Source organism: Mesorhizobium sp. UC74_2 (genome assembly GCF_042701485.1).
Classification (GTDB): Bacteria; Pseudomonadota; Alphaproteobacteria; order Rhizobiales; family Rhizobiaceae; genus Mesorhizobium.
The window spans coordinates 526,591-549,829 of sequence record NZ_CP170562.1; the positions used below are offsets into that span (position 1 = coordinate 526,591).

Annotated in this window: 17 protein-coding genes and 1 pseudogene; 11 read left to right on the plus strand and 7 right to left on the minus strand. The window is 62.6% G+C overall.

The window, feature by feature from the left end:
- Positions 1–65 precede the first annotated feature (65 nt).
- Entirely contained in the window at positions 66–1,445 is a 1,380-nt protein-coding gene (locus ACFJIU_RS02585) for an aspartate aminotransferase family protein (protein WP_379072932.1), read from the plus strand.
- 221 nt (positions 1,446–1,666) lie between these two features.
- Positions 1,667–2,911, plus strand: a pseudogene (locus ACFJIU_RS02590) (amidohydrolase); the annotation flags it as partial.
- Positions 2,912–3,161: 250 nt separating this feature from the next.
- On the opposite strand, the gene ACFJIU_RS02595 reads toward ACFJIU_RS02590, so the two are convergent.
- On the minus strand, positions 3,162–5,585 hold the full coding sequence (locus ACFJIU_RS02595) for an aminotransferase class III-fold pyridoxal phosphate-dependent enzyme (protein ID WP_379067220.1): 2,424 nt from the start codon (positions 5,583–5,585) through the stop codon (positions 3,162–3,164).
- A 136-nt stretch (positions 5,586–5,721) separates the two neighbouring features.
- On the opposite strand from ACFJIU_RS02595, the gene ACFJIU_RS02600 reads away from it, so the two are divergent.
- On the plus strand, positions 5,722–6,051 hold the full coding sequence (locus ACFJIU_RS02600) for a DUF3870 domain-containing protein (protein ID WP_379067222.1): 330 nt from the start codon (positions 5,722–5,724) through the stop codon (positions 6,049–6,051).
- On the opposite strand, the gene ACFJIU_RS02605 is transcribed toward ACFJIU_RS02600, so the two are convergent.
- Together ACFJIU_RS02605 and ACFJIU_RS02610 are read right to left on the minus strand one after the other, a co-directional pair.
- Positions 5,974–6,969, minus strand: coding sequence for an NAD(P)H-dependent flavin oxidoreductase (locus tag ACFJIU_RS02605; protein WP_379067224.1), 996 nt, complete (start codon positions 6,967–6,969; stop codon positions 5,974–5,976). The genes ACFJIU_RS02600 and ACFJIU_RS02605 overlap by 78 nt on opposite strands.
- Positions 6,966–8,615 carry a class I adenylate-forming enzyme family protein gene (locus ACFJIU_RS02610; RefSeq protein ID WP_379067226.1) on the minus strand — a complete coding sequence of 550 codons (1,650 nt, stop codon included), beginning with the start codon at positions 8,613–8,615 and terminating at the stop codon, positions 6,966–6,968. Before ACFJIU_RS02610 ends, ACFJIU_RS02605 begins: the two co-directional genes overlap by 4 nt.
- Positions 8,616–9,191: 576 nt before the next feature.
- Between ACFJIU_RS02610 and ACFJIU_RS02615 the strand changes: the two genes are divergently transcribed.
- Positions 9,192–9,992: an alpha/beta fold hydrolase gene (locus ACFJIU_RS02615; protein ID WP_379067228.1), complete on the plus strand. Its 801-nt coding sequence runs from the start codon at positions 9,192–9,194 to the stop codon at positions 9,990–9,992.
- A gap of 76 nt (positions 9,993–10,068) precedes the next feature.
- Here ACFJIU_RS02615 and ACFJIU_RS02620 read toward each other — a convergent pair whose 3' ends face one another.
- Positions 10,069–10,830 carry an IclR family transcriptional regulator C-terminal domain-containing protein gene (locus ACFJIU_RS02620; RefSeq protein WP_379067230.1) on the minus strand — a complete coding sequence of 254 codons (762 nt, stop codon included), beginning with the start codon at positions 10,828–10,830 and terminating at the stop codon, positions 10,069–10,071.
- 120 nt (positions 10,831–10,950) lie between these two features.
- Between ACFJIU_RS02620 and ACFJIU_RS02625 the strand changes: the two genes are divergently transcribed.
- From ACFJIU_RS02625 to ACFJIU_RS02640, 4 genes are all read left to right on the plus strand, one after another.
- Positions 10,951–11,673 carry a 3-oxoacid CoA-transferase subunit A gene (locus ACFJIU_RS02625; protein WP_379067232.1) on the plus strand — a complete coding sequence of 241 codons (723 nt, stop codon included), beginning with the start codon at positions 10,951–10,953 and terminating at the stop codon, positions 11,671–11,673.
- Positions 11,670–12,335, plus strand: a complete 666-nt coding sequence (locus ACFJIU_RS02630; RefSeq protein ID WP_379067234.1) for a 3-oxoacid CoA-transferase subunit B — start codon at positions 11,670–11,672, stop codon at positions 12,333–12,335. Before ACFJIU_RS02625 ends, ACFJIU_RS02630 begins: the two co-directional genes overlap by 4 nt.
- Before the next feature lies 1 nt (position 12,336).
- A complete protein-coding gene (gene pcaF, locus ACFJIU_RS02635; protein WP_379067236.1) occupies positions 12,337–13,545 on the plus strand; it encodes a 3-oxoadipyl-CoA thiolase in 1,209 nt (402 codons plus the stop codon).
- Positions 13,546–13,835: 290 nt separating this feature from the next.
- Positions 13,836–14,699, plus strand: a complete 864-nt coding sequence (locus ACFJIU_RS02640; RefSeq protein ID WP_379067238.1) for a GntR family transcriptional regulator — start codon at positions 13,836–13,838, stop codon at positions 14,697–14,699.
- On the opposite strand, the gene ACFJIU_RS02645 is transcribed toward ACFJIU_RS02640, so the two are convergent.
- The 3 genes from ACFJIU_RS02645 to ACFJIU_RS02655 are packed head-to-tail and all read right to left on the minus strand — an operon-like array spanning position 14,688 to position 18,327.
- Positions 14,688–16,373: a dipeptide ABC transporter ATP-binding protein gene (locus ACFJIU_RS02645; RefSeq protein ID WP_379067240.1), complete on the minus strand. Its 1,686-nt coding sequence runs from the start codon at positions 16,371–16,373 to the stop codon at positions 14,688–14,690. The genes ACFJIU_RS02640 and ACFJIU_RS02645 overlap by 12 nt on opposite strands.
- A gap of 14 nt (positions 16,374–16,387) precedes the next feature.
- Positions 16,388–17,338 carry an ABC transporter permease gene (locus ACFJIU_RS02650; RefSeq protein ID WP_379067242.1) on the minus strand — a complete coding sequence of 317 codons (951 nt, stop codon included), beginning with the start codon at positions 17,336–17,338 and terminating at the stop codon, positions 16,388–16,390.
- Positions 17,335–18,327: an ABC transporter permease gene (locus ACFJIU_RS02655; protein ID WP_379067244.1), complete on the minus strand. Its 993-nt coding sequence runs from the start codon at positions 18,325–18,327 to the stop codon at positions 17,335–17,337. Before ACFJIU_RS02655 ends, ACFJIU_RS02650 begins: the two co-directional genes overlap by 4 nt.
- A 75-nt stretch (positions 18,328–18,402) precedes the next feature.
- Here ACFJIU_RS02655 and ACFJIU_RS02660 point away from each other — a divergent pair, with 75 nt between their 5' ends.
- Genes ACFJIU_RS02660 through ACFJIU_RS02670 form a run of 3 tightly spaced genes read left to right on the plus strand, consistent with a single transcriptional unit; the run spans position 18,403 to position 23,214 of the window.
- Complete coding sequence (locus ACFJIU_RS02660) at positions 18,403–20,064, plus strand: ABC transporter substrate-binding protein (protein ID WP_379067246.1); 1,662 nt, start codon at positions 18,403–18,405, stop codon at positions 20,062–20,064.
- A 1-nt stretch (position 20,065) separates the two neighbouring features.
- Positions 20,066–21,523, plus strand: a complete 1,458-nt coding sequence (locus ACFJIU_RS02665) for a leucyl aminopeptidase family protein (protein WP_379067248.1) — start codon at positions 20,066–20,068, stop codon at positions 21,521–21,523.
- An 11-nt stretch (positions 21,524–21,534) separates the two neighbouring features.
- On the plus strand, positions 21,535–23,214 hold the full coding sequence (locus tag ACFJIU_RS02670; protein ID WP_379067250.1) for a serine hydrolase domain-containing protein: 1,680 nt from the start codon (positions 21,535–21,537) through the stop codon (positions 23,212–23,214).
- Positions 23,215–23,239: the final 25 nt, after the last annotated feature.

The following is a 23,239-nucleotide window of genomic DNA, read 5'->3' on the forward strand; positions in this document are numbered from 1 at the left end:
AAGAGACCATTTTGTTTGTCGCATGATCTTCGCAGCCGCCCGGTTCGGGACATGCTTTTGGGAGACTGACCATGACCGCCAATTCCGCTGCCGCTCGCGATATTCGCTACCAGGTGCACCCGCAAACCAATATCCGCCAGCACGAGAAGGATGGTCCGATGATCATCACGCGTGGCGAAGGCGCCTATATCTATGACGACAACGGCAACCGGTACCTGGATGCCATGTCAGGCTTGTGGTGCGTGGCACTGGGTTATTCCGACACGTCGATCAAGGAAGCCGTAAAGGCTCAGATCGACGAACTGCCTTACTTCCACCTGTTTGCGCACCGCTCCAACAATCCGTCGATCGATCTTGCCGAAAAACTTATCCAGAATTCACCGGGCATGTCCCGTGTCGTTTTCCAATGCTCGGGCTCGGAAGCGAACGACACGGCCGTCAAGCTGATCTGGTATTACTGGAATGCGCTCGGCCGGCCCGAAAAGAAGAAGATCATCGCCCGCAAGCGCGCCTATCACGGCACAGGCATCGCTTCCGGCAGCCTTACTTTCCTGCCGAACATCCATCGCGAGTTCGATCTGCCGATCGACCGCTTCCTGCATGTGACCTGCCCGCACTACTACCGCGAGGGCAAGCCCGGCGAGAGTGAAGCCGATTTCGTCAAGCGGATGGCGGACGAACTCGAGCAACTGATCCTGGCCGAAGGACCGGAAACCGTCGGCGGCTTCTTCGCCGAGCCGGTTATGGGGACCGGTGGTGTCGTCATGCCGCCAGAGGGCTATTTCGAAGCCATCCAGGCAGTGCTTGACAAATATGAGGTGCTGACGGTTTCCGATGAAGTCATCTGCGGCTTCGGACGCACCGGCGCCTATTGGGGGGCGGAAGCGGTCGGCTACAAGCCCGACATGATCACTTGCGCCAAGGCGCTGTCTTCCGCCTATCTGCCGATCTCCGCCGTCATCGTCTCGGAAAAGATCGTTGATGCCATGCGCGAACAATCCGACAAGGTCGGCGTCTTCGGTCACGGCTACACCTATGGTGGCCACCCAGTCTGCGCTGCTGCCGCACTCGCTTCGCTCAACCGCTACGAGGAACTCGACACCACTCGCAACGCGCGCGAGACCGGGGCCTACTTCCAGAAACGGCTTGCCGAGCTGAAGGATCATCCGATCGTCGGCGAGGTGCGGGGCATCGGCTTGATGGCTGGCGTAGAGCTGGTCAGCGACAAGAAAGCCAAGGCGCCGTTCGATGCCTCGATCGGCGCGGCCGCGGCTTGCTCGCGCTTTGCGCTGGAGCGTGGCCTCGTCACCCGCAATCTCGGCGAGACCATGTCGTTTTCACCGCCCTTGATCGTAACGCCCAAGGAAATCGACATCATCGTCGACACATTCCGCGAAGCGCTCGATCAGACGCTCGCATGGGCCAACGCCAAGGCCGTAGCTTGATCGATCGGCCAGAGCAGATGAACATCACCACGCTTTTCATCAATGGCGCGATCCGGACAATGGATCCGGCTTGTCCGACAGCCGAGGCGCTCGCTATCGATATCTCGGGTCGCATTGCTGCCATCGGCACGACAGCCGAGCTTCGGGACCTTGCCGGCCCCGACACCTCGGTCGTCGATCTTGGCGGACGCTTCGCCATGCCGGGCATCGTCGACTTCCACATGCATGTCATATCCGGCATGACGACACGGCTGCGCTCCTTCGCCATCGACGCCGGCGACGATTTCGAGGCGGTGCTGACGCGCGTGCGAAAGGCCGCCGAAGGCAAGCCGGAGGGCGCCTGGCTGACCGGTAGCGCCTACGGTGCGACGGCACTGGCCGATATCGAGAAACTCGGCATCGAGGCAAAGCGGCTGCTTGACGAGGCGAGCGGCGGCCGTCCGGTGCTTCTTACCCATGGCAGCTTGCACGGTGCCTTCGCCAACGGTGCGGCGCTTGCCGCCGCGGCAGTCGAAGCCTCGACTGCAGACCCTGCCGGCGGCCGTATTGTGCGCGTCGACGGCGAGGCGACGGGCCTGCTCGAGGAAAGCGCGATGTGGATCGTCGATGGCGCCGTCCCGGCGCTCGGGGACGGCGAGATCGTCGACGTGGCACGCGCGGCCGTCGGTTATTTCAACTCGGTCGGCGTCACCGGCTTTTCCGACGCGCAGTCGACGCCGGAAATGATCGCTGCTTTCCGCACCCTCGATGATGCAGGCGACCTTTCTACATGGGCCGGCTTTCACCTGTCCGCCAGCCGGACCTGTTCGACCTGGTCCAAGGAAGCGGAGGAGTTCCTGAGCCGCCACGAAGCCGCCTGTGGCCCGCATATGGTGGCCAGCAACGCCAAGATATTCCTCGACGGTGTGCCATCCCTGAAGACCGCGGCAATGATCACGGCCTATCCCGGCACGAACGAACACGGCGAAATGTACCTGTCGCCCGACGAACTCTTCGCCGAGATCGCCGCGCACGACCGGCGAGGCATCGGTGTGAAGGTCCATGCTGTCGGCGACGCCGCCATATGCCGGGTGCTCGACGCCGTCGAAAGGGTCCGTGCCGAAAACGGCGACAATGGCCCATGGCATCACATTGCCCATGGCCAGTACATCCCGCATGAGGACATTCCGCGCATGAAGCGGCTGCGGGTCATTGCCGACCTCAATCCGCCGATGTGGTTCGTCAACCATGCAAGCCTCGCGCATGAACGCGTCGTCGGCAAGGAACGCTACGCCACGGTCTGGCCGATCCGCACCATGCTGGAGGCGGGTGTGACGATGGCGGTCGGGTCCGACTGGATGACGGTCTTCCCGGAGCTGGATCCCTGGCAATCCCTTGCAGGGCTTCTCACCCGTGCAGATCCCTCCGGCCGGTTGCCAGGTGTACATTCGCCGCATGAGGCAATCACGCTCGATGAGGCGTTGCCGTTGATGACGCGCAACGGCGCGCAAGGCATGGGCCTCGGTGACCGGACGGGTCAGTTCGGCCCCAGGGTTCTCGGCCGACTTCATCGTGCTCGACCGCGATCTCTACGCCGTGGAGCCGCGTGCCGTCGCGGGCACGAAAGTGCTGAAGACCTTCTTCGAAGGCAGGGAAGTCTACGCCGCCTGAATTCGGCAAGCCTGATCTCGACTGCTGCACGGAAAAAACCCCGCCGGAGTCCGTCCGGCGGGGTTCTCATTTGCTCTTTCCCAGTCCCGGGTGCGCCCGGGACTGTCCAATCTGCCTTCGGCCGATCTTGGTCAGAGATTTGTCGAGTGCGTCGACGAGCATGTCGGCATTCTCGCGGGAGAACACCATGGGCGGCCGGATCTTCAGGAGGTTCTTGCCGGCGCCGGTAAGACCGACCAGCACGCCGCGTGCAAGCAGGTCTTCGATCACGGCTCGTGCTTTCGTAGGCGAGGGCTTGTCCGCCTCGACAATTTCCACGCCGGCGAAAAGGCCGGTTCCACGCACATCGCCGATCGCAGCGTGACGGCCCACCAGGCCGGCAAGGCTCTCTCGCAGATAGGTACCGACGTTAAGTGCGTTTTCCTGCAGCTTTTCCTGCTCGATCACGTCGAGCACGGCCAGACCTGCCGAAGCCGCGACCTGATTGCCGCCGAAGGTATTGAAGTAGCGCTGGGTTTGCAGGAAACCCTCGACCAGCGAGCGGCGCGCGACAACGACGCCTAGTGGAACACCGTTGCCCATCGGCTTGCCCATGGTGACGATGTCGGGAACGAGGCCGGCATGCTGGAAGCCCCAGAAACGGGTGCCAGTGCGGCCGAGCGCGGTCTGCACCTCATCGGCGATGACGAGGCCACCGGCGCGGCGGATCTCGGCAATGGCCGGATCGAGATAGCCGGTTGGCACCGAATAGAGGCCGTCAGATGCGAAGACCGGGCAGACGAAGAAGGCGGCCGGGAGATGCCCACGCTTTTCCAGCCTTGCAATGCTTTCTGCATAGGTGGCGGCGTAGTCGTTTGAAGACAGTGCCTTGCCGTTGCCTTCGACAGCACCCGAGAAGCGCGGCGCGGTCACAGTGCCGATCCAGGGCTCGAGCTTGTCATGCGGAAGCGTTGCCGTGTCTAGCGCGCCGATGATCGTTGAATTGCCATGGAAGGCTGCGTCGGTGACAAGGGCGCCCGTGCCCCCAGTATTCGCCGTGGCGATACGCCAGGCAAGCTCGTTGGCTTCGGTGCCCGAACAGACGAACATAGCCGTGTCGAGATGGTCCGGCATGGTGGCCGTCAGCCGCTCGGCATATTCGACGATCAACTCGCTCGGATAGCGGGTGTTGGAATTAAAGACCCGCACCTGCCTTGCCACCGCGTCGGCGACATGCGGGTGACAGTGGCCGACATGCGGCACGTTGTTGTAGGCATCAAGATAACGCTTTCCATGCGCGTCGATCACCCAAACGCCTTCGCCTTTCACCGGCATGAAAGGCTGCTGGTAGAATTCCTTGTACATCGGCCCCATGGCCTTCCTTCGCCGCGCCATCAGGTCTTCATAGGCTTGATCAGTCGAGGTTGAACGTGGTGCGGTTGCGAGCGCGGTCATGGCTTTCTCCAGGTGTTCTGTGGCGTGTGCGGGACTGATCGAGAGGGCGCGCGACAGCGCCTCCCATCCCAATTCGGAAATGTCGGCCCGATAGGGCGATGGTCCGCCTGATGTGGCGCTGCGCCAGGCAGCAATGATCTCGCGGGACAGAAGCCGCATCTTCACGAGGTCGAAGAGAACGGCGATTTCGGCGCATTCGAGGGGCATCGCGGCGGCATAGGCGGACAGGAATTCGGAAGCGACGCCGAGAAGATCCGGCTCACGGTAGAGCTGATGAGCGATCGCGATTGCCGCCTCGTTGACAAGGCTGGTCTCCACCATGTCGCCGAAGTCGATGATGCCGGTGATCGCACCGGAACGCGGGTCGCGCATGATGTTGTTCTGGTGGATGTCGTTGTGGATCACCTGCCTGCGCAGGCTGGCAAAGGTCGGTACGACACGGACCTTGAAACTGGCCATGACAGTTTCGGCGATCGCACGGCGCTTGGGATCGGCGACGAGATGGATGCGATCTTCCAGCGCCGCGGCATGGCGCAGATCCCAGATCATGTCGGCCGGACCACCGGAATGCCGGAAGCCGGAGAGGGCGCGATCGAGCTGACCCGCGATCCGTCCGGCGTCGCGGCGGAAGCCGGGTGTAGCGCGAAAGTCGAGCGCCGGTTCGCCAGGCAGATGGGTGACGAGCCGGGCCATGAATACCGTGCCGTCGTGGTGCACAGGCACGATCGTCGCTCCTTCCAGTGAGGTGACCGTGCGTGGTACCGGCAGCGACGGATCGGCCGTTGCGACATGATCGAGCGCGGCATTCTGGAAGGCGAGCGCCTGCGCGGGTTCTGCTGCGTTGGCGATCTTCAGCACATATTGGCGGCCGTCCGCGGCCGTCACCTTCAGGTTCTGATCGCGCTCGCCAGGCAGGGGCCTGGGCGTGCCGGACAACCCGTAGACACCGAGCAGACGTGTGATTTCATCCGGGGAAAGCCGGGGAACACGGGCTGTCAGGATGTTGCCGGTTTCGGCGCTGCGTTCTGCAGATTGTCGTGACCTGCTTTCCAGCATGTTCAAGCTCCTGATGTGGCGCGGAAGTCGTTCATGCGGCTGCTGCGTCCGCGGCATTTCGCGACGCTGGCGAATGCGTTGACATGCCGGATGTGATTGTTTCTTTTCGCGACAAACGAACCGGGAGGGAGATGACATGAGCGAGAACCGCACCGTACTCGTCAGCGGCTACGCTCAGGCGCCGCGTGGTACCGGCATGTCGGAAACCATGACCTGGATCGGTGTCGTGCTGGAGATCGACTTGAAGACCCACGAGATCGTCGCGGCCGACGCGACATTCGTAACCGACCTGGCGCGTGACTTCTTCCGCCGCACGGTGCTGGGCTATCGCCTGACCGACGGGCTCGAAGGGCTCATCGCGATGATAGAAAACCGTATCCATACGCCGTCAAAGAACTCCCTGCAGACGGCGCTCCAGGCGGCTTTCCAGCGCTATGTCGAGGCCCGTCAGGCGGGCAAGGGCTGAGCGGTATTCCGCGATCAGGCGCAGCGTCAGTTCTTCCGCTCCGGGGAGGTCGTCGATGAGCCCGGCACTCTGGCCGGCCTCGATCTTGCCGTTGGTGACATCACCGTCGAGGGCCGCGAGCTTGAGCGAGCTGGTGGCAAACATCGCCCGGCGTGCCTCGATACCGGCACCGGCGGCTTCGGCCTCGAGGAACCGCGCGGAGAAATCGTTGCGGACCATGCGGATCGGGCTCATGCCGCTGCCAACCAATGCCGTGTCGGCTATCCCTGCCGCGAGGACTTTTTGCTTGTAGGCCTCGTGCACGCTCGCCTCCTTGGTCGCGAGATAGCGCGTGCCGAGCTGCACCGCGTCCGCCCCGAGCGCGAGCATGGCAACAATGCCCGCGCCATCGGCGACGCCGCCGCCTGCAATCAGGACTGCTTCCGGTGCTGCCTTGGCGATCGCGCGGACCAGCACCAGTGTCGAGACCTGGTCGGGCGGTGGATGACCGCCGGCTTCGCCGCCGACGGCGACGATGGCATCGACACCGGCCTCGAGCGCTTTGAGCGCGTGGGCCTCCGAAGCGACGACGTGGATGCACTTGATGCCGGCGGTCTGGAAACGGGATAGGTATTTCTTCGGGCCACCCTGCGATGCGATAAGGATCGGCGCTTCTTCCTCGATGAGGATGTCGAGGATTTCGTCGGCCTGCGGCCGGTAAAGTGGCACGTTGACTGCGAAGGGCTTGTCGGTTGCTGCCTTCAGGGTTCTCAGCGCCTTGCGAAAGTCCTCGATAAACATCGGGCCGGCTGCAAGCACGCCGAGTCCGCCAGCGTTGGAGACGGCGGCGGGCAGTGCGGGATTGGACGAAGCCCAGCTCATCCCTGCCTGCACGATGGGCTGGGCGACGCCGAATGTCCTGGTGAAACGGGTGCTCACGAAGCCTTCTCCCTTTCGTCGAGGCCGAAATGACGTCTGGCATGCTCGATCAGCAGGCGTTTGGGCACCTTCGAGCTCGCGGTGAGGCCGACGATGTCGAAGCTTTCGATGACAGCGAGATATTTCGGCAGCTTGAAGCCGGCGAGCCTCGGCTTGACCCAGGCCAGAACCTCGTCGGCGGTCACCGTCTCGCCTTCGCGCGGCACGACATAGGCGCCGGGCACCTCGATAAGCCGTGGATCGGGCAGCGCAAAAACCTGCGCCTGGCGGATCTTGGGATGGCCGATCAGCACGTCCTCGATATCGGCCGGCGCGACATTTTCGCCGCCGACACGAATGATCTCCTTGAGACGCCCGACAAAGGTGACGCGACCGTCTTCGCGCATGACGCCCATGTCGCCGGTCTTGAGGAAACCGTCGGCTGTCATCGTCTCGCGCGTCGCCTGTTCGTCGCGGTAGTAGCCTTTCATCACGCACCAGCCGCGCACGCGGATTTCGCCCTTCTGACCGTGAGCCAGTTCGGCACCGCTCTCCGGTTCACAGATGCGGACTTCCAGGCCGGAGTGCGGGCGCATCCAGCCGGCGATGCGCTCTTCCACAGGATCGGTGTGATCGGAGGCCATGATGTTGGGCGATGCCTCGGACAGGCCATAGCCGGTGACGGTCTGGCCTGCGCCGAATTCCTCGACCGCGCGCCGCATGATCGCCGGGCTTATCGCCGCCCATCCGCCACGAAGCGTGTAGGAGAGCGGTTCGAAGTCCGGGCTGCCCAGCATCATCAGATACATGGTGTCGTTGCCCGAGGTGAGGGTACAGGCTTCTTCGCGGATCAGACGAAGCGCTTCCTCGCCGGTGAAGCGGTGCATGGTCACGAGCGTGATCGCATGCACGGCGGAAAGCACGACCGCGAGCGTCGAACCGGCAACGTGGAAGAAGGGACGGGCCGACAGATAACGGTCCCCTTCGCGAGCACCCATACGTTTGCCGAGGAAATGGGCATCGGTCACCATGTTGGCATGGGTAAGCAGCACCGCCTTCGGGAAGGAGGTCGAGCCGGATGTGAACTGGATCAGCGCGACATCGTCCGGATCGGGCAGGGGCGGGAGCTCGATGCCCTCACCACTGACGAGGAATTCGGCATAGAGCCGGCAGGTTGCCGGTGCCGTATCGCCGATGACGACAATGTCCGACAGAAGCGGCAGCTCGGGAGACGGCAGCGCCGCATCGATCGTCGGGCAGATCTCGCGCAACATTGCTGTGAAGTCGATCTTCAGCAGGCTATCGACCGTCAGCAACATCCGCGCATCGGCGCGTTCGAGTTGCGTGCGGATCTCGCCTGGCGTCAGGCGCGTGTTGACTGGCACGCAAACCGCGCCGACCCGCACGATGCCGTGGAACAGGATTGCCCATTCGACGCTGTTGCCGGCGCAGATCGCGACATGGTCGCCATGGCGGATGCCCGAGGCGACAAGACCACGGGCCACCTTCAGGCTTTCGCTCCGCAGTCGGTCGAACGCAATCCGGTCGCCATTGCCGACCAGAGCTTCGGTCGTTGGTCGGAGTGCTGCCGCGCGATCGAGCGCTGCGCAAATGGTGGGCGCGATGTCGGGAGAGCCGGACGGTTGCCGGTTCTGCGTCTGGGTCACTGACCAGTCCTCCAAAACGAAAAACCGGCGGCTGTCGTGGCTAAGCGCCATGACATCCGCCGGTCTGAAATCCTTGAAAATCGCACCGCCGCCTTTTCGGGCGCGGCGCCAGGAAGTCTCCTAGCACCCGTTTGAATGACTCCCGATTTGCTGGATGTCAAGCCGAGGACTTGGGAGGTGCTCGCGAGAGTCTGGAGCGCAAGTTGCCTTCGCGCGATGGGTTGGGTGCGTGACATGACTGAGATGCTTCGGGTTGCGTGGCCACTGCCGCGGCAGTTGACATTTAGTTGATAATGTGAACGATGTAGTTCACATTATCAACTAAAATATTGCAACGGAGCTGGAGTTTTCAGCAAACAAGCAAGCGCGTGCTTCTGACGCGAATGGGGTCACGAACGGCTCTGTTCGGTCGAAGGGCAGCTGTTGCCCGGCGATGACCATTCGGCAACGCGGGCACGCTGTCATGTTTACAATCTCAAACAGACCAGGAGAAAGCAGATGAGGGGAATGTCGCGAACTGGTTTTCTTTCCTTAGCCTTATCGGCCATGTTGCTGTCCGCCATGCCGGCTGTCCTCATGGCAGAGGAAAGCGGACCGGCACAAACGGAAATCGTCACCAACAAAAATGTCGCCATCGAGGTGCTAGTCCAAGGCAAGGGACCGGCTGTCGTCCTGCTGCCGTCGCAAGGCAGGGACAGTTATGGCGACTATGACCAGCTCTCGAAGACACTGGCTGCCGATGGCTTCAAGGTTCTCCGGCCCCAGCCGCGTGGAATTGGCAGGTCGGTCGGTCCGATGAAGGGCGTGGATCTCTATGATTTCGCGCAGGACGTTGCCAATGTCATCGATGCCCTGGGCGATGGACGCGCCGTCGTCGCCGGCCATGCCTATGGCCATTTCGTTGCCCGCATGACTGCGACCCGCTATCCCGAAAAGGTGCGCGGTGTCGTCGTTGCGGCGGGGTCGGCCAGCGATACGGCTGAACGCAACCCGCTTGTCTGGTGGGCGCCCGATTTTGCCGGCAATCTCAGCCTGCCGGACGAGCAGCGTCTGGCCGCGTTGAAGGGTGCCTTCTTTGCCAAGGGCCACGACGCGAGCGGCTGGCTGAAAGGCTGGTATCCGGAAGTCACCGCGATGCAGTCGGAAAAGCCGGTGCCGAGGAAAGTGTGGTGGGCCGCCGGCACCGCGCCCATCCTCGAGATCATTCCCGAGGAAGATCCGTTCAAGCCGCGTGACCGTTGGGACGAATTGCGCAAGCAGTTGGGCGAGCGCGTGACCACGGTCACCGTGCCCAATGCCTCGCATGCGCTGATCCCCGAACAGCCGGCTGCTGTTGCCGAAGCCATTTCGAAATGGGTACACGACCTGCCGAAATAGGGCTGTTCTTTTTTGCGGGTTATCTCCAGACCTGCAAAAGACCGTGGCGGGCCGCTTGGCCCGTCGCGAGGTTCTGTCAGCGCATCAGCCCGCGCAATTCCGCCTGGACGCCGGTCATCGCGGGAAGATAGAGGCGCGCCATCTCGCTGGCTTCCGTCCGCGAAGCCGCGACGCCGACATTCATCGCCGCGACCGTCTGGCCGCGCGAATTGTAGAGTGGGACGGCGATCGAGCGCAGCCCAAGCTCAACTTCCTGATCGACGATCGCGTGACCTTGCAGCCTGACCCGCGCGAATTCTGCAACGAGCGCTTCCGGATCGGTAAGGGTATGGCTGGTCCGAGCCGTCAGTGGCGCCCGGGAGAGGATTTCTCCGGCTGCAGCTTCGGGTAGGGCTGCAAGCAGCACCCGGCCCATAGAAGTACAATAGGCGGGCAGGCGGGAGCCCGGCATGAGGCCGATAGACATTACTTTCTTTTGGGCCGCGCGCGCCACATAGACGATATCGGTCCCGTCGAGGATCGAGACAGAGGAACTCTCGCCGAGCTGTTCGGACAGGCTGTCGAGCAGGGGCTGCACCAGTTGTGGAAGCGGCATGGTGGCAAGGCAGGCGGTGCCCAGCCGCAGCACCCGAGGCGTCAGGGTGAAAAACTTGCCGTCATAGTCGGCGTAGCCGAGATGGGCGAGCGTCAGCAGGCAGCGTCGCGCGGTAGCTCGGTCAAGCCCCGATGCGACGGAAACCTCCGATATCGACTGCCGCGGACGTTCGGCCGTGAAGGTCTCGATGACGGACAGGCCTTTGGCCAGTCCGCCCATGATGTCGCGTTCCGGGAGAGGCATCGCTTCACTTCCACGCATACTCATTTGTGCGAATAGTCAACAAAAACACGATATCGCACAAATCGCGTTGAAGGAACTCCCGATTGTCGCATACTGCGGCCACCCTATTGAGAGGACAGCATGGACAAGATAGTGGCCGATCTGGCCGAGGCGGTAGCCGTTGTCGAGGATGGCGCGACCGTAATGATCGGCGGCTTCGGCGGCGCGGGTGCGCCGATCGAGCTTATCCATGCGCTCATCGATCGTTTCCGGGCGACAAGAAGCCCCGGACGGCTGACTGTGATCAACAACAATGCCGGCAACGGTCGTATCGGCATCGCCGCCATGATCGATGAAGGCATGGTGGCGAAGATGGTGTGTTCGTTCCCGCGCTCGTCCGACCCGCGCGCCTTCACCGAAAAATACCTTGCGGGCGAAATAGAGCTGGAACTTGTGCCGCAAGGCACACTCGCCGAGCGCATTCGCGCCGGCGGTGCCGGCATTCCGGCATTCTATACGCCTACGAGCTATGGCACCGAACTTGCCGCCGGCAAGCCGGTCGCCGAATTCGAAGGCCGCAGCTATGTGCAGGAGCGTTGGCTGAAGGCCGATGTGGCGTTGATCAAGGCCGATTTGGCCGACCGCCATGGCAATCTCACTTACCGCAAGGCGGCGCGCAACTTCTCGCCATTGATGGCGATGGCGGCACGCACGACCGTGGTGCAGGCACATGCCATCGTCGAGCCCGGTGGCGTCGATCCCGAGCATGTGGTGACGCCCGGGATCTTCGTTGATCACGTCGTCAGGGTCACCGACGCCGCACAGGAAGAGGCGCTGATCAGGCAGGGAGTGGAATACGCATGAAACTCACCAACGCCCAAATCGCCTGGCGGGCGGCGCAGGACATCGAAGACGGTGCCTATGTCAATCTCGGCATAGGCTTTCCCGAGATGGTGGCGCAGTTCCAGCCATCCGGACACGCGGCGATCTTCCACACGGAGAACGGCATTCTCAACTTCGGCGAAGCGCCGGCGGCGGGGGAGGAGGATTGGGATCTGATCAATGCCGGCAAGAAGGCGGTGACGTTGAAGCCCGGTGCCTCCTTCTTCCATCACGCCGACAGCTTCGCCATGGTGCGCGGCGGCCATCTCGATGTGGCGATCCTGGGGGCCTATGAGGTTGCCGAAACAGGCGATCTCGCCAACTGGAGCACAGGTCCGAAAGGAGTGCCGGCGGTTGGCGGCGCCATGGATCTGGTGCATGGCGCCAAGCGCGTTGCCGTCATAACGGATCACGTGACCAAGGATGGCAAGCCCAAGCTGGTCAAGCGCTGCAGCCTGCCGCTGACCGGGGTGGGCTGCGTGACGCGTGTCTACACCAGCCTTGCCGTCATCGACATCGTGAATTCCCGCTTCGTCCTGCGGGAAAAACTACCTGCCTTCAGCTTCGATGAATTGCAGGCACTCACCGGTGCGGAACTGCTGGTCGAGGGTGACATCGGCATGCTGAACGTTCCGGAGGTCTAACATGAGCGAAGCGTATATCTGCGATTATGTTCGCACGCCGATCGGCCGGTTCGGCGGGGTTCTTGCCTCAGTTCGTGCGGATGATCTCGGTGCCGAGCCGATCAGGGCACTGGTGGCGCGCAATGCCGGGATCGACTGGGCAGCGGTCGACGACGTCTATTATGGCTGCGCCAACCAGGCCGGCGAGGACAACCGCAACGTCGCCCGCATGGCAGCGCTCCTGGCCGGCCTGCCGGTCTCGGTGCCGGGTTCGACCGTCAACAGGCTGTGCGGCTCTGGCATGGATGTGGTGGCCATCGCCGCCCGCGCCATCAAGGCCGGCGAGGCCGAACTGATGATCGCCGGCGGCGTGGAATCGATGAGCCGTGCCCCCTTCGTCATGCCCAAGGCCGAGACCGCCTTCTCACGCCATGCCGAGATCCACGACACCACCATCGGCTGGCGCTTCGTCAATCCGCTGATGAAGAAGCAGTACGGCATCGATTCCATGCCGGAGACGGCTGAGAACGTCGCCGAGCAGTTCTCCGTCAGCCGGGCCGACCAGGATGCCTTTGCGGTGCGCAGCCAGGACAAGGCGGTGGCGGCACAGGCCAATGGCCGGCTGGCCAGGGAAATCGTTCCCGTCACCATCCCGCAGCGAAAGGGTGATGCGATCGTGGTGGCACAGGACGAGCATCCGCGTGCCGGCACCACCGTCGAGACCCTGGCCAGGCTTGGAACCCCATTCCGCAAGGAAGGCGGCACGGTGACGGCGGGCAATGCATCTGGCGTCAATGATGGCGCTGCGGCGCTGATCGTGGCTTCGGAAGCAGCCATCGCCAAATATGGCCTCACTCCGATCGCCCGCGTGCTGGGCGCGGCCACGGCCGGTGTCGAACCGCGCATCATGGGCATCGGACCGGTGCCGGCGACGAAGAAGCTCTGCGCCCGGCTCAACCTGACACCACGGGACTTCGACGTGGTCGAGCTCAACGAGGCGTTCGCGGCGCAGGGTCTCGCGGTGCTGCGCGAACTCGGGCTGCCGGACGACGCCGGCCACATCAACCCGAATGGCGGTGCCATCGCGCTCGGCCATCCGCTCGGCATGAGCGGAGCCCGCATCACCGGCACGGCGGCGCTGGAGTTGAAGGAACGCAACGCCCGCCTCGCGCTCGCCACCATGTGCATCGGTGTCGGACAGGGCATCGCCATCGCACTCGAAAGGGTCTGAGCGCGGCCAAATCGTACTCAAGCCGACCGACAATTGCTTGCTCTGGCTTGAACTTTTCCTGATGGATATGCGCTCACCAGAGCAATTCCAGGAAAAGTGCGTAGCGGTTTTCCGTGCGGACCTGCGTAAAAAACAAAGAGCCGGAGCGTTTTCGTGTTTCCGTCAAGAACGGAAACGCTCTAGCATCAGCTTGTCGTTCTCAGTATGACAGCTATACACTGTTGACCGAAGGCTGTTGTCCAACCGGGAGCAGACACCAATTTGTCCACCAACATGCCGAGGTAGTGGCTTTGGCTCAAAGGCAAAGACAGATCGCATCCCAGGAGAGCGAGGAGCGGAAACTCCGCTACCTGCATGTCTATGACTGGATCCTCGATTTCATCGCCAGGAACAATCTGACCGGCGGTGACAAGCTGCCGAGTTCGACCGAACTCGCCAGGCTGACCGGCGTCAGCCTGATTTCGGTGCGACACGCCCTCGACAAGCTGGAGCATGCCGGCAAGATCCATCGCCACCAGGGGATAGGCACCTTCGTCGCCAAGGATCGCATCGTCAGCGAGCCGAGCAGAACCGGGCGTCTTCTGGAAACGCTCTCGCCATCCGGCGGGCCGGAACTCGCCACGGAAGTGCTCGCCATCAACGTCGGCTTGCCCGGGCCGGAAATCGCCAAGGCGCTGTCGATCGAGGTCGGCCAGCCCGTTTGGGAGATCGTGCGGCGACGCAGCCTCCGGACAACGCCGGCGATCCTGGAACAGGCGGTGCTGCCGCTAAGCCTTGTCCCGGCCATCAACGAGAGTGATCTCCAGGCAGGCGACTCGCTCTACACGCTGCTTGCCGAGCGTTACGGACTGCGCGACGACTACGCCGAACAATCGCTGGAAGTGGACAAGCCGACCGCTGCCGAGCGAGAGGCGCTGGACCTTGGGCCGCGTGACCAGGTCGTGCGGATCAGGGGGGTTTCCTTCACCGCCGACGGCAAGGCTTTCGACTGCTACCAGCAAACCTATAAGGCCTCGGATTTTGTATTCTACACCTCGGGCTCCGGAAGCCGGCATCTCTTGCAGCCGAACGACATGAAACAATGGGTGGTGCTGCCGCTCCACGGCGGCAAACCGGCGTCTCCGATTAAGGCGGCTGGCCGTTCAGGTCGATAGGTCGGCCAGGGTGGAGCGGTTCGGATCCGGGTGGGGGATGCTGGCGAGCAGCGCCCGCGTGTAGTCGGCCCTCGGCGAACGGACCACCGCTGAAGCGGCACCTTCTTCCACGATCCTGCCTTGATGCATGACGGCAATGCGGTCCGCATAATGCGCCGCAGTCGAGAGATCATGCGTGATCATCAGGATGCCCATCCTGGCGTCGGTGCGCAATTCGTCGAGAAGTTCTAGCACCCCGGCACGCACCGACACGTCCAGCATGGACACCGGTTCGTCCGCAAGAAGCAGTTCAGGCTTGAGTACGATCGCGGAGGCGATCGCCACGCGCTGGCGCTGGCCACCCGACAGTTCATGCGGAAAGCGGTTGAGATAGCGTTCGACCGGGGTCAGGCCGACGCGTTCGAGAGCCGCATGGATCAGGTCATCGCGTTCCCTGGCCGTGAGGCCGATGCCGTGGACACGCAATGGCTCCTCGACCGTGGAACGCACGCGGTAGCGCAGGTCGAGGGATTCGTACGGGTCCTGATAGATCATCTGCACCTGGCGGCGCAGCGGTCGCCACTGCCCGCTGGTCAGGCTGGTGACGTCGCGGCCATTGAGATGGATGGATCCGGAGCGCGCCTTGACCATGCCGAGGATGGCCTGCAGCGTCGTGGTCTTGCCGCTGCCGGACTGTCCGACCAATGCGACCATTTCGCCGCGCTCGACGCGCAGCGAGACGTTCTCGACGGCGGAAGGCGCTTGGGGTTCAACCCCGCGCATCACATCGCGGAAGCTGCGGACGCGCGGATAGGATACGCTGATGTCTCGCACTTCGAGCAGCGGCGATGCGGACTCCGTTTTCGTTGATGCCGGGGAGGTTCTTACGGGAGCCTCCGGCGTGCTGAACACATCCGGCGTCGCCTCGAAAAGCTTGCGCGTGTACTCATGCTTTGGGCGATGATAGAGGTCGCCGACCTCTCCCTGTTCGACGACCTCGCCTTTCAGCATGACTGCTGCTCGGTGGCAGCTTTGCGCAACGATGGCGAGGTCATGCGTGACGAGCACGAGCGCGAGGTTCAACTCCTTGCTCAAGCGCACCAGCAGCTTCATCACCTGGTCCTGCACCATGACGTCGAGGGCCGTTGTCGGCTCATCGGCAAGCAGCACCTTCGGCTCACATGCCAGGGCCATGGCGATCATGGCGCGTTGGCGCATGCCGCCGGACAACTGATGCGGGAAGCGTGTAGCATGGTCGGCGGGGATGCCGACCAGTTCCAGCAATTCACCGATCCTGCGGGTCATGGCGACGCCGCGCGCAACGCCATGCATCTGCATGGCTTCAGCGATCTGCCAGCCGATGGTCCGTACCGGATTGAAGGCGCTCATGGCGCCCTGGAAGACCATGGCGATGTCTTTCCAGCGGTGAGGTGCGACGCTGGTTTCTCCGCTGCGCAGCATATCGGTTCCGTTCAGCAGGATACGCCCGGAGACTTCCGCATTTGCCGGCAGCAGTCCCATCGCTGCCAGAATGGTGGTGGTCTTGCCGGATCCGGATTCGCCGACGAGTCCGAGACGCTCGCCGGGGGCGAGTTCCAGGTTGACGTTCTTGACCACGTGGAATTCGGCGCGGCCGTTACCGGTGTTGGCGCCGAACCAGATGTTCAGGTCTTGGATAGCGAAGGCGCTGCTCAAGCTGGAATTCCTTGTCAGATAGCATCCGGCCCACGCCCGACAAGCGGGCGCAGCTTCCAGCCATGCAGTGAGAGATATGAGACCTTGAGGCGTGGATTGAGCCCGTCCTCGATCGAGCGGCCCAGCATGTAGCAGCCCATGATCAGCACGGCGACGGCAACGCCGGCGGGGACGATCGCCCACCAGGCCCCGCTGCTGACGGCGGCGCGGTCGAACGCGTGTTCCATGATGGTGCCCCAGGTGATCGCGGTCGGATCGGATAGCCCGAGGAATGCCAGCGCGGTCTCGTTGAAGATGGCGACGGTAATGGCCAGCACGGTGTTGGCGACCAGCAGTGGTCCGATCTGCGGCAGGATATGGCGAATGATGATGTGGAAGTGGCTGGCGCCGAGGGCCTCGACGCGTTTCACGTAGACCCGCTCGCGCAGGCTCTTGACCTGGGCGCGGATGAGGCGCGCGGTGCTCGTCCACATCAGCGCGCCGATGACGATGATGACATGGGAGAGGCTCGGGCCCCAGACCGCCGCGATCACGATCATCAGCACGATCTGCGGGATGACCAGGAAATAGTCGGTGATGCGCATCAGCACCGTATCCACCCAGCCGCCGAAATAGCCCGACAGGATGCCGACGGTCGCGCCGATGCCTATGGCGATGAGGGTTGCGGTCGCGCCGACGATCATCGAGATGCGGCCTCCGCGCAGCACAAGGCTGAACACGTCAATGCCGCCGTCGTCGCAACCGAACCAATGTTGCCGGGATGGTGGTTCGAACACCGCGCAGGTGGCTTCATGCACGCTGTAGGGCTCGATCAGCGGCGAGATAAGTCCGAGCAGGACGAAGATGCCGACGATGGCAAGGCCGGCAAGCGCGGCGCGCTGGTGCAGCACGTCGTTCAACATCGGCCAGAAGCCGAGCCGGGTCTCGGCTTCCGGGGCGGCTGGCCCAGGCAAGGAAAGGGTCATGTCGTTATCCGGGGATCGAGCTTGTAGTAGATGAGGTCGGCGATGAGGTTGAAGGTGATCACCACCACGGTGATGGCCAGGAACCCACCCTGAAGCATCGGGTAGTCGCGCTTGAGCACGGCCGTGTAGAGAGCCCGACCGATGCCCGGCCAGGAGAAGATGACCTCGATGAGGATGGAGCCGGTGACGACCGCGCCAAGCGACATCGCCACCATGGTGACGATCGGCAGCATGGCGTTGCGCAAGGCGTGTGCGCGGATCAGCCTGCGCCGCGGCACACCCTTGGCCTTTGCCGTCAGGATGTAATCCTCGCCGAGCGTTTCCAGCATCGCGGAACGCACGATCAACGCGTTCTCCGCATAGAGCGTCAGGGCCAATGTCGTGACCGGCAGCACCATGTGCTTCAGCGTGTCGAGGAAGGTATCCCATCCCGAACCGCCCATGGCGAACGGGTCGTTCATGCCGGCCGAGGGCAGGACACCGGCGAATATGATGAGCAGCATCATGCCGAGGAACTGCGTGGGGAAGGCGTAGAACAGGACGGCGATGTTGGTGCTGAGATGATCGGTCATGCTGCCGCGGCGTACCGCTGAAATGACGCCGACAATCACGCCGAGTGTCAGGGCAAGGATCGTGCCCGTCGCAACCATGGGAATGGTGTTGCCAAATGCCTCGACAAGGTTGTCGAACACCGGCTGCCGGTTCATGTAGGAAACGCCGAAATTGCCCTGCAGCGTCTGCTGGAGATAAAGCAGGTATTGTTCCCACAGCGGCTTGTCGAGGCCGAACTGCGCGGTAAGAGCCTGCTTCAAGGCAGGCGAGGCGTTCGGGACGCGCGAGATCTGGCTGACCGGCCCTCCGGGAAGCACGCGGAACAGAATGAAATTGAGCGTCAGGGCCACAAAAACCGTGACGACAGCGAAAACTATCCGCTTCCAGATATAGGCCGATCCCCGCAACGCCTCTGCTCCTCCCAAGCGACTTGACATGTACTCATCATACTCAGTAGCCTGAATATGAGGCAAGTCCCCATTTTGGAGAATCTTGCGTCTCGGGAGACCACAATGAAAAAGAAACCTCACCAGAGTTGGAATATCCGCGCCCTGGCGATCGCCGCAGCAGTCGCGGCAACAGCCATTTTTCAGGCGCCCGCCATACCTTCAGCTTCAGCGGCTGAGATCCTGCGTATCGGTGCGACACAACCGATCGACTCGCTCAATCCGTTTGTCTCGGACTCCGATTACAGCTCAGTGTTTTATCAGTATGTGTACCCACACCTGACTGAATATGATGCCAAGCTCGAGATCGTGCCGTCCTTCGCGACCAAATGGGAGACGTCTGCAGACGGCAAGGTCTGGACTTTCCATACCGTTCCGAACGCAAAATGGTCCGACGGCGAGCCGCTCACGGCGAAGGATGCGGCCTTCACCTTCAATCTGATCCGCAAGTTCCAAAGCGGTGCCACCGGCAAGCTGGCCGGCTGGGTCGCTCATATGGAGGATGCCAAGGCCGCGGACGACAACACGCTGGTGCTGACCTACGCCTTGCCGGTCGCCAATGTGCTGACGCAACTGCAGGCGCTGCCGGTTCTGCCGCAGCACATCTGGGAGCCACTGACGGAGGGCAATGGCGAGCAGATCTCGACCTTCCCGAATGCGGCTCCCGTGGTCGCGGGCGGTCCTTTCATGCTGACCAAACACGAAAATGAGCAGATCGCGCTTTTCGCCCGCAATCCGAACTGGTGGGGCGAGAAGAAGCCGGTGATCGACGGTTTCGGCCTGCAGTTCTTTGCCAATGACGATGCCATGATCACCGCGCTTGTCACCGACAAGCTCGACATGATCGGCGAGCAGACGCCACCGACATCCGTCGAGACCCTGAAGAAGGCCGGGATGACCGTTTTGAGCGGACCGGGTGTCGGCATGAAGACGCTGATCATCAACACGAGTGCAGACAAGCCGAAGAACCGTGAGTTGCTCGACCCGAAGGTGCGCGAGGCCCTGGAGTACGCCATCGACCGGGAAACGATCGACAAGATCGTCTGGCTTGGCTTCTCGACGCCCGGTTCAACCATCGTGGCACCGGCAAGCGGCTACCATGACGAGGCCATCAAGCCGCTGCCCTACGATACCGACAAGGCAAACCAGATATTGGACGAGAAGGGTTACAAGAAGGGCGGCGATGGCATTCGCGTCGTCGATGGCAGGCGCATGGCCTATGAAGTGATTTTCCCGACGGAAGAGAACGGCACCGGCGATCGTGCCTTCCAGATCATCCAGGCCGGCTTCAAGAAGATCGGCATCGAGATCACCCAGCGCAAGATGGATCCGGGTGCCGCGACCGAAGCCATCCAGGCTCCCGAGGCCAAATATCTCGACTATGATTTCGCGATGTGGAGCTGGGTGCCGCCGGTGGAGCCGGACTTCATGCTGAGTATTGTCGCCTGCGCCGCTCGCGGCGGCAACAGCGACAGCGGCTACTGCAATGCGGACTACGACAAGATGTACCTGAAACAGGGCACGCTGCTCGACAGCAAGGAGCGCCGGGCCGAGATTTCCGCGATGCAGAAGCACATCTTCGAGGCTCGCCCCTACATCGTGCTCAACTATCCCAACGTCATCGAGGCCCATAGCCCGAAATGGGAAGGGTTCGTGCTTTCGCCTCTCGTCGGTTCGGTCAACAATCTGTCGACCGAAACGCTGATGAACGTCCACAAGGTGAAGTAGCATGACCACCCTACGCTTCGGCAGCGAGCCGTCCGTTCTGGCCAAGGCAGACATTCTGGTGATGCCTGCTTTTGCGGGAGCCCATGGTTTTGAAGTTGCCGATGCCGAGTTGGCGGGGAAGGCGGCACATGGCGGGCAATTTGCCCGTCATGTGCTGCGCCTTGATCCATCTTTCCAGGGCAAGGTCGGACAGCTTTCGGCGCTCCTGGTGCCGGCTTCGAACGAACCGGCGGTGCTTCTGGTCGGTGTCGGAGCACGCGACGCTTTTTCCGCAAACACTTTGCGCGATGCCCTCATGCCTGCAGCGCATTTCCTGCACAAAAGAGGTTCGTCCGTCATCGCCTTGAACGGATTTGGCATCGATCCGGGGCTGGTCGTGCGTGCGGCTGCCGAGGCTTGCCTGATCGGTGCTCATTTCCGTTCTGACGAGACGGAAACGATGATCGAGCTTCTGATCGCTGAAGCCTCGAAACTGAAACGAGCTTTCGAGGTCGGGACGGCTGCCGGCAAGGCGGTCAACTGGGTACGCGATCTTGTCGAGACCCCGGGTGGCGATCTTGTGCCTGAGCGTCTGGCGCAGGTGGTTGCCGAGCGTGCGCGCCAGTTGGATATTGCCGTCGAAGTCTGGGACGAAGCCGAGCTCGTGAAGCACGGTTTCGGGGCGACGCAGGCTGTCGGTCGCGGCAGCGCCAACAAACCGCGCGTCGTGCGGCTTTATCCAGATCGACAGAAGGCCGGGCTGGGCCTTGCCGGCAAGGGCATCACCTTCGATTCCGGCGGTATCAATCTCAAGCGCAACGCGCAGGAGATTGCCTGGATGAAGGCTGACATGGCTGCTGCGGCGGCGGTAGCCGGCGCCATTTTCGCGGCCGTCGAACTCGGTCTTGATCCCGATGTCACCGCTGTGCTGCCGATGGCGGAAAACATGCCGGGCGGCCACGCGTTGCGTCCCGGCGATGTCGTTGGCCATCCCGACGGCCGCAAGACAGAAGTTGTCGATACCGATTGCGAGGGCCGCCTGGTCCTGGCGGATGCGATTGCCCACCTCGCCAGGAATGGCGTTGGAGAGATCGTCGATGTCGGCACGCTCACCGATGGCGGTGGCGTTGGCCCTTTGCTGTGGGGATGCTGGTCGACATCGACCGCGCTCGCCGATGCGCTCTGTGACGCCGGCGAACTTGCCGGCGAGCCAGGCTGGCGATTGCCACTCAGGGCCGAATATGAGCGCCTGATCGAATCAAAGGTCGCCGACATCGCCAACGCGCCCTTGTCGGTGCCGGACAGCGGTCAGCTGGCCGCCACCTATCTGCGCACATTTGCCGGCAATGCCGCCTGGGCGCATGTCGACAACGGGTCGAGTGCCTACCTCGATCAAGGCTTTGAACCATGGTCCGTAGGTGCGACGGGTTCACCCGTCAGGGCGCTGCTGCAATTGCTGCTCAACCGGGCTGGTGAATAGGTTCCGACGTCATGACATCGATCGAAATCGTGGTGCAGCGGCTGCGCGCACTGGCTGATGAATTCACGCAGCATTGGCCAATTCCCGGAGGCATCGTCATCGCCGTTTCGCGCGAGGAGACCTTGCTCGAACTTCCTTTTGGCTTTGCCAATGTCGATGCGCGTCAGCCGGTCACGCGCGATCACCTGTTTGCCATCGGCTCGATCAGCAAGGCTTTTGTCGGCCTGACCCTGCTCCAGCTCGCCGAGGAAGGGAGAGTCGATCTCGACGCCCCCGTCACAACCTATCTGCCCTGGTTCAGCGTAGGCTCGGACTATCCGATGTTCACGCTGCGTCACCTGCTCAACCATTCCGCCGGATTGCCGGCCGGCACCGACTCCTTGCCGGACGAAATCGGGCAGGGCTGGTGGCTGAGGGAGCTTTCGACGGGCTTTGCACCCGGCAGTGCGTTCCACTACTCCAACATAGGCTATATCCTGCTCGGCCTGGTGGTGTCCGCCGTCACCGGGCAGCCGACGGTCGAGGCTTGCAGGGAACGGCTGCTCGAGCCGTTCGGAATGACGTCCAGCACACCTTGTATCTCCAACAAGGATCGGCATCGCTTCGCGGTCGGTTATGCGCCTGCCGCCGACGATCGCCCATGGTTGCCGGGCGAAGCACTGGCACCGGCGACATGGTTCGAAACCAACACTTCCGACGGCAATATCGCCGCCACCGGTCCGGATCTCGCCCGCTTCGTTCGTGTGTTGCTGGGATCGGGGCGATTGGATGGAAAGACCGTTGTCAGCACGAAGGCATTCGAACGACTGACCGGCCTGCTGGCGCCGTACGGGGAGCCGATCGTCGAGTTCGTGACGGATGCGGGCGTCGAACGGAGTGTCTACGGCCTCGGCATCAATGTCGAAACCGTCCGAGGCAGCCACTGCCTTACCCACGGCGGTGGCATGGTGGGCTACGCCACTTTCGTTCTGGCCGATCTGTCCCGTGATGTCGGGATCGTGGTCCTGACCAATGCCAATGGCGATTGTCCGGGCGCGCAGGTGATTGCCCGCGCGGCACATGCCTGGCTGACCGGCAACGAGATGGAGCTGCCACCGATCAAGCTTGACCTTGACGTGCTCGATCCGGCTGCTTTCCAACCCGCAATGCTGGGCGATTTTTCCGCACTCGATGCTGCCGGCAAGATGGTTGCGGTCTCTTTCGCCACGGACAATGAGGGCAAGGTGGAGCTTTCGAGCGATGGTGTTCGAGGGCGTGTCTTCAAGACATGGTCGTCGCGCTACGTGACCGATCATCCGGCCTTTGCGGTGTTTCACCTCACATTCGAACCGGGAGCGGACGATGGGGAGGGGGGCTGGAACCACGGTCCGCTCGAACTGCGCCGAAAACCGGCTTCTTCGGTAGACGGCGGCAAGGTTTCCAAGACCTGCGTCGGCCACTATCGCTCGCACTCACCCTGGTACACGAATTTCCGCATCGTAGCGCGCGGCGAGCGACTGTTCCTGATCGCGCCCGGCGGCGTCGAGGCGCCTGGTGACGATCTGGAACTGGTGGAGCTGGAGCCCGGTGTCTTCAGGGTGGGAGCCGAGACCCACGCGCCGGAGCGCCTGGTTCTCGGCCCGGTCGTCAACGACAAGGTCATCTCGGTGACCCGGGACGGCAATCGCTATTCGCGGACCTTCACGGACTGAAAGACGGTCTCATTATTCCGTTCGC

Coding starts and splice junctions, on each gene's coding strand:
- ACFJIU_RS02595 (WP_379067220.1), bottom strand. CDS start 5,585: ATGCTGGAAAGCAGGTCACGACAATCTGCAGAACGCAGCGCCGAAACC.
- ACFJIU_RS02600 (WP_379067222.1), top strand. CDS start 5,722: ATGAGCGAGAACCGCACCGTACTCGTCAGCGGCTACGCTCAGGCGCCG.
- ACFJIU_RS02615 (WP_379067228.1), top strand. CDS start 9,192: ATGGCAGAGGAAAGCGGACCGGCACAAACGGAAATCGTCACCAACAAA.
- ACFJIU_RS02620 (WP_379067230.1), bottom strand. CDS start 10,830: ATGCCTCTCCCGGAACGCGACATCATGGGCGGACTGGCCAAAGGCCTG.
- ACFJIU_RS02625 (WP_379067232.1), top strand. CDS start 10,951: ATGGACAAGATAGTGGCCGATCTGGCCGAGGCGGTAGCCGTTGTCGAG.
- ACFJIU_RS02630 (WP_379067234.1), top strand. CDS start 11,670: ATGAAACTCACCAACGCCCAAATCGCCTGGCGGGCGGCGCAGGACATC.
- pcaF (WP_379067236.1), top strand. CDS start 12,337: ATGAGCGAAGCGTATATCTGCGATTATGTTCGCACGCCGATCGGCCGG.
- ACFJIU_RS02650 (WP_379067242.1), bottom strand. CDS start 17,338: ATGACCCTTTCCTTGCCTGGGCCAGCCGCCCCGGAAGCCGAGACCCGG.
- ACFJIU_RS02655 (WP_379067244.1), bottom strand. CDS start 18,327: ATGTCAAGTCGCTTGGGAGGAGCAGAGGCGTTGCGGGGATCGGCCTAT.
- ACFJIU_RS02660 (WP_379067246.1), top strand. CDS start 18,403: ATGAAAAAGAAACCTCACCAGAGTTGGAATATCCGCGCCCTGGCGATC.
- ACFJIU_RS02665 (WP_379067248.1), top strand. CDS start 20,066: ATGACCACCCTACGCTTCGGCAGCGAGCCGTCCGTTCTGGCCAAGGCA.
- ACFJIU_RS02670 (WP_379067250.1), top strand. CDS start 21,535: ATGACATCGATCGAAATCGTGGTGCAGCGGCTGCGCGCACTGGCTGAT.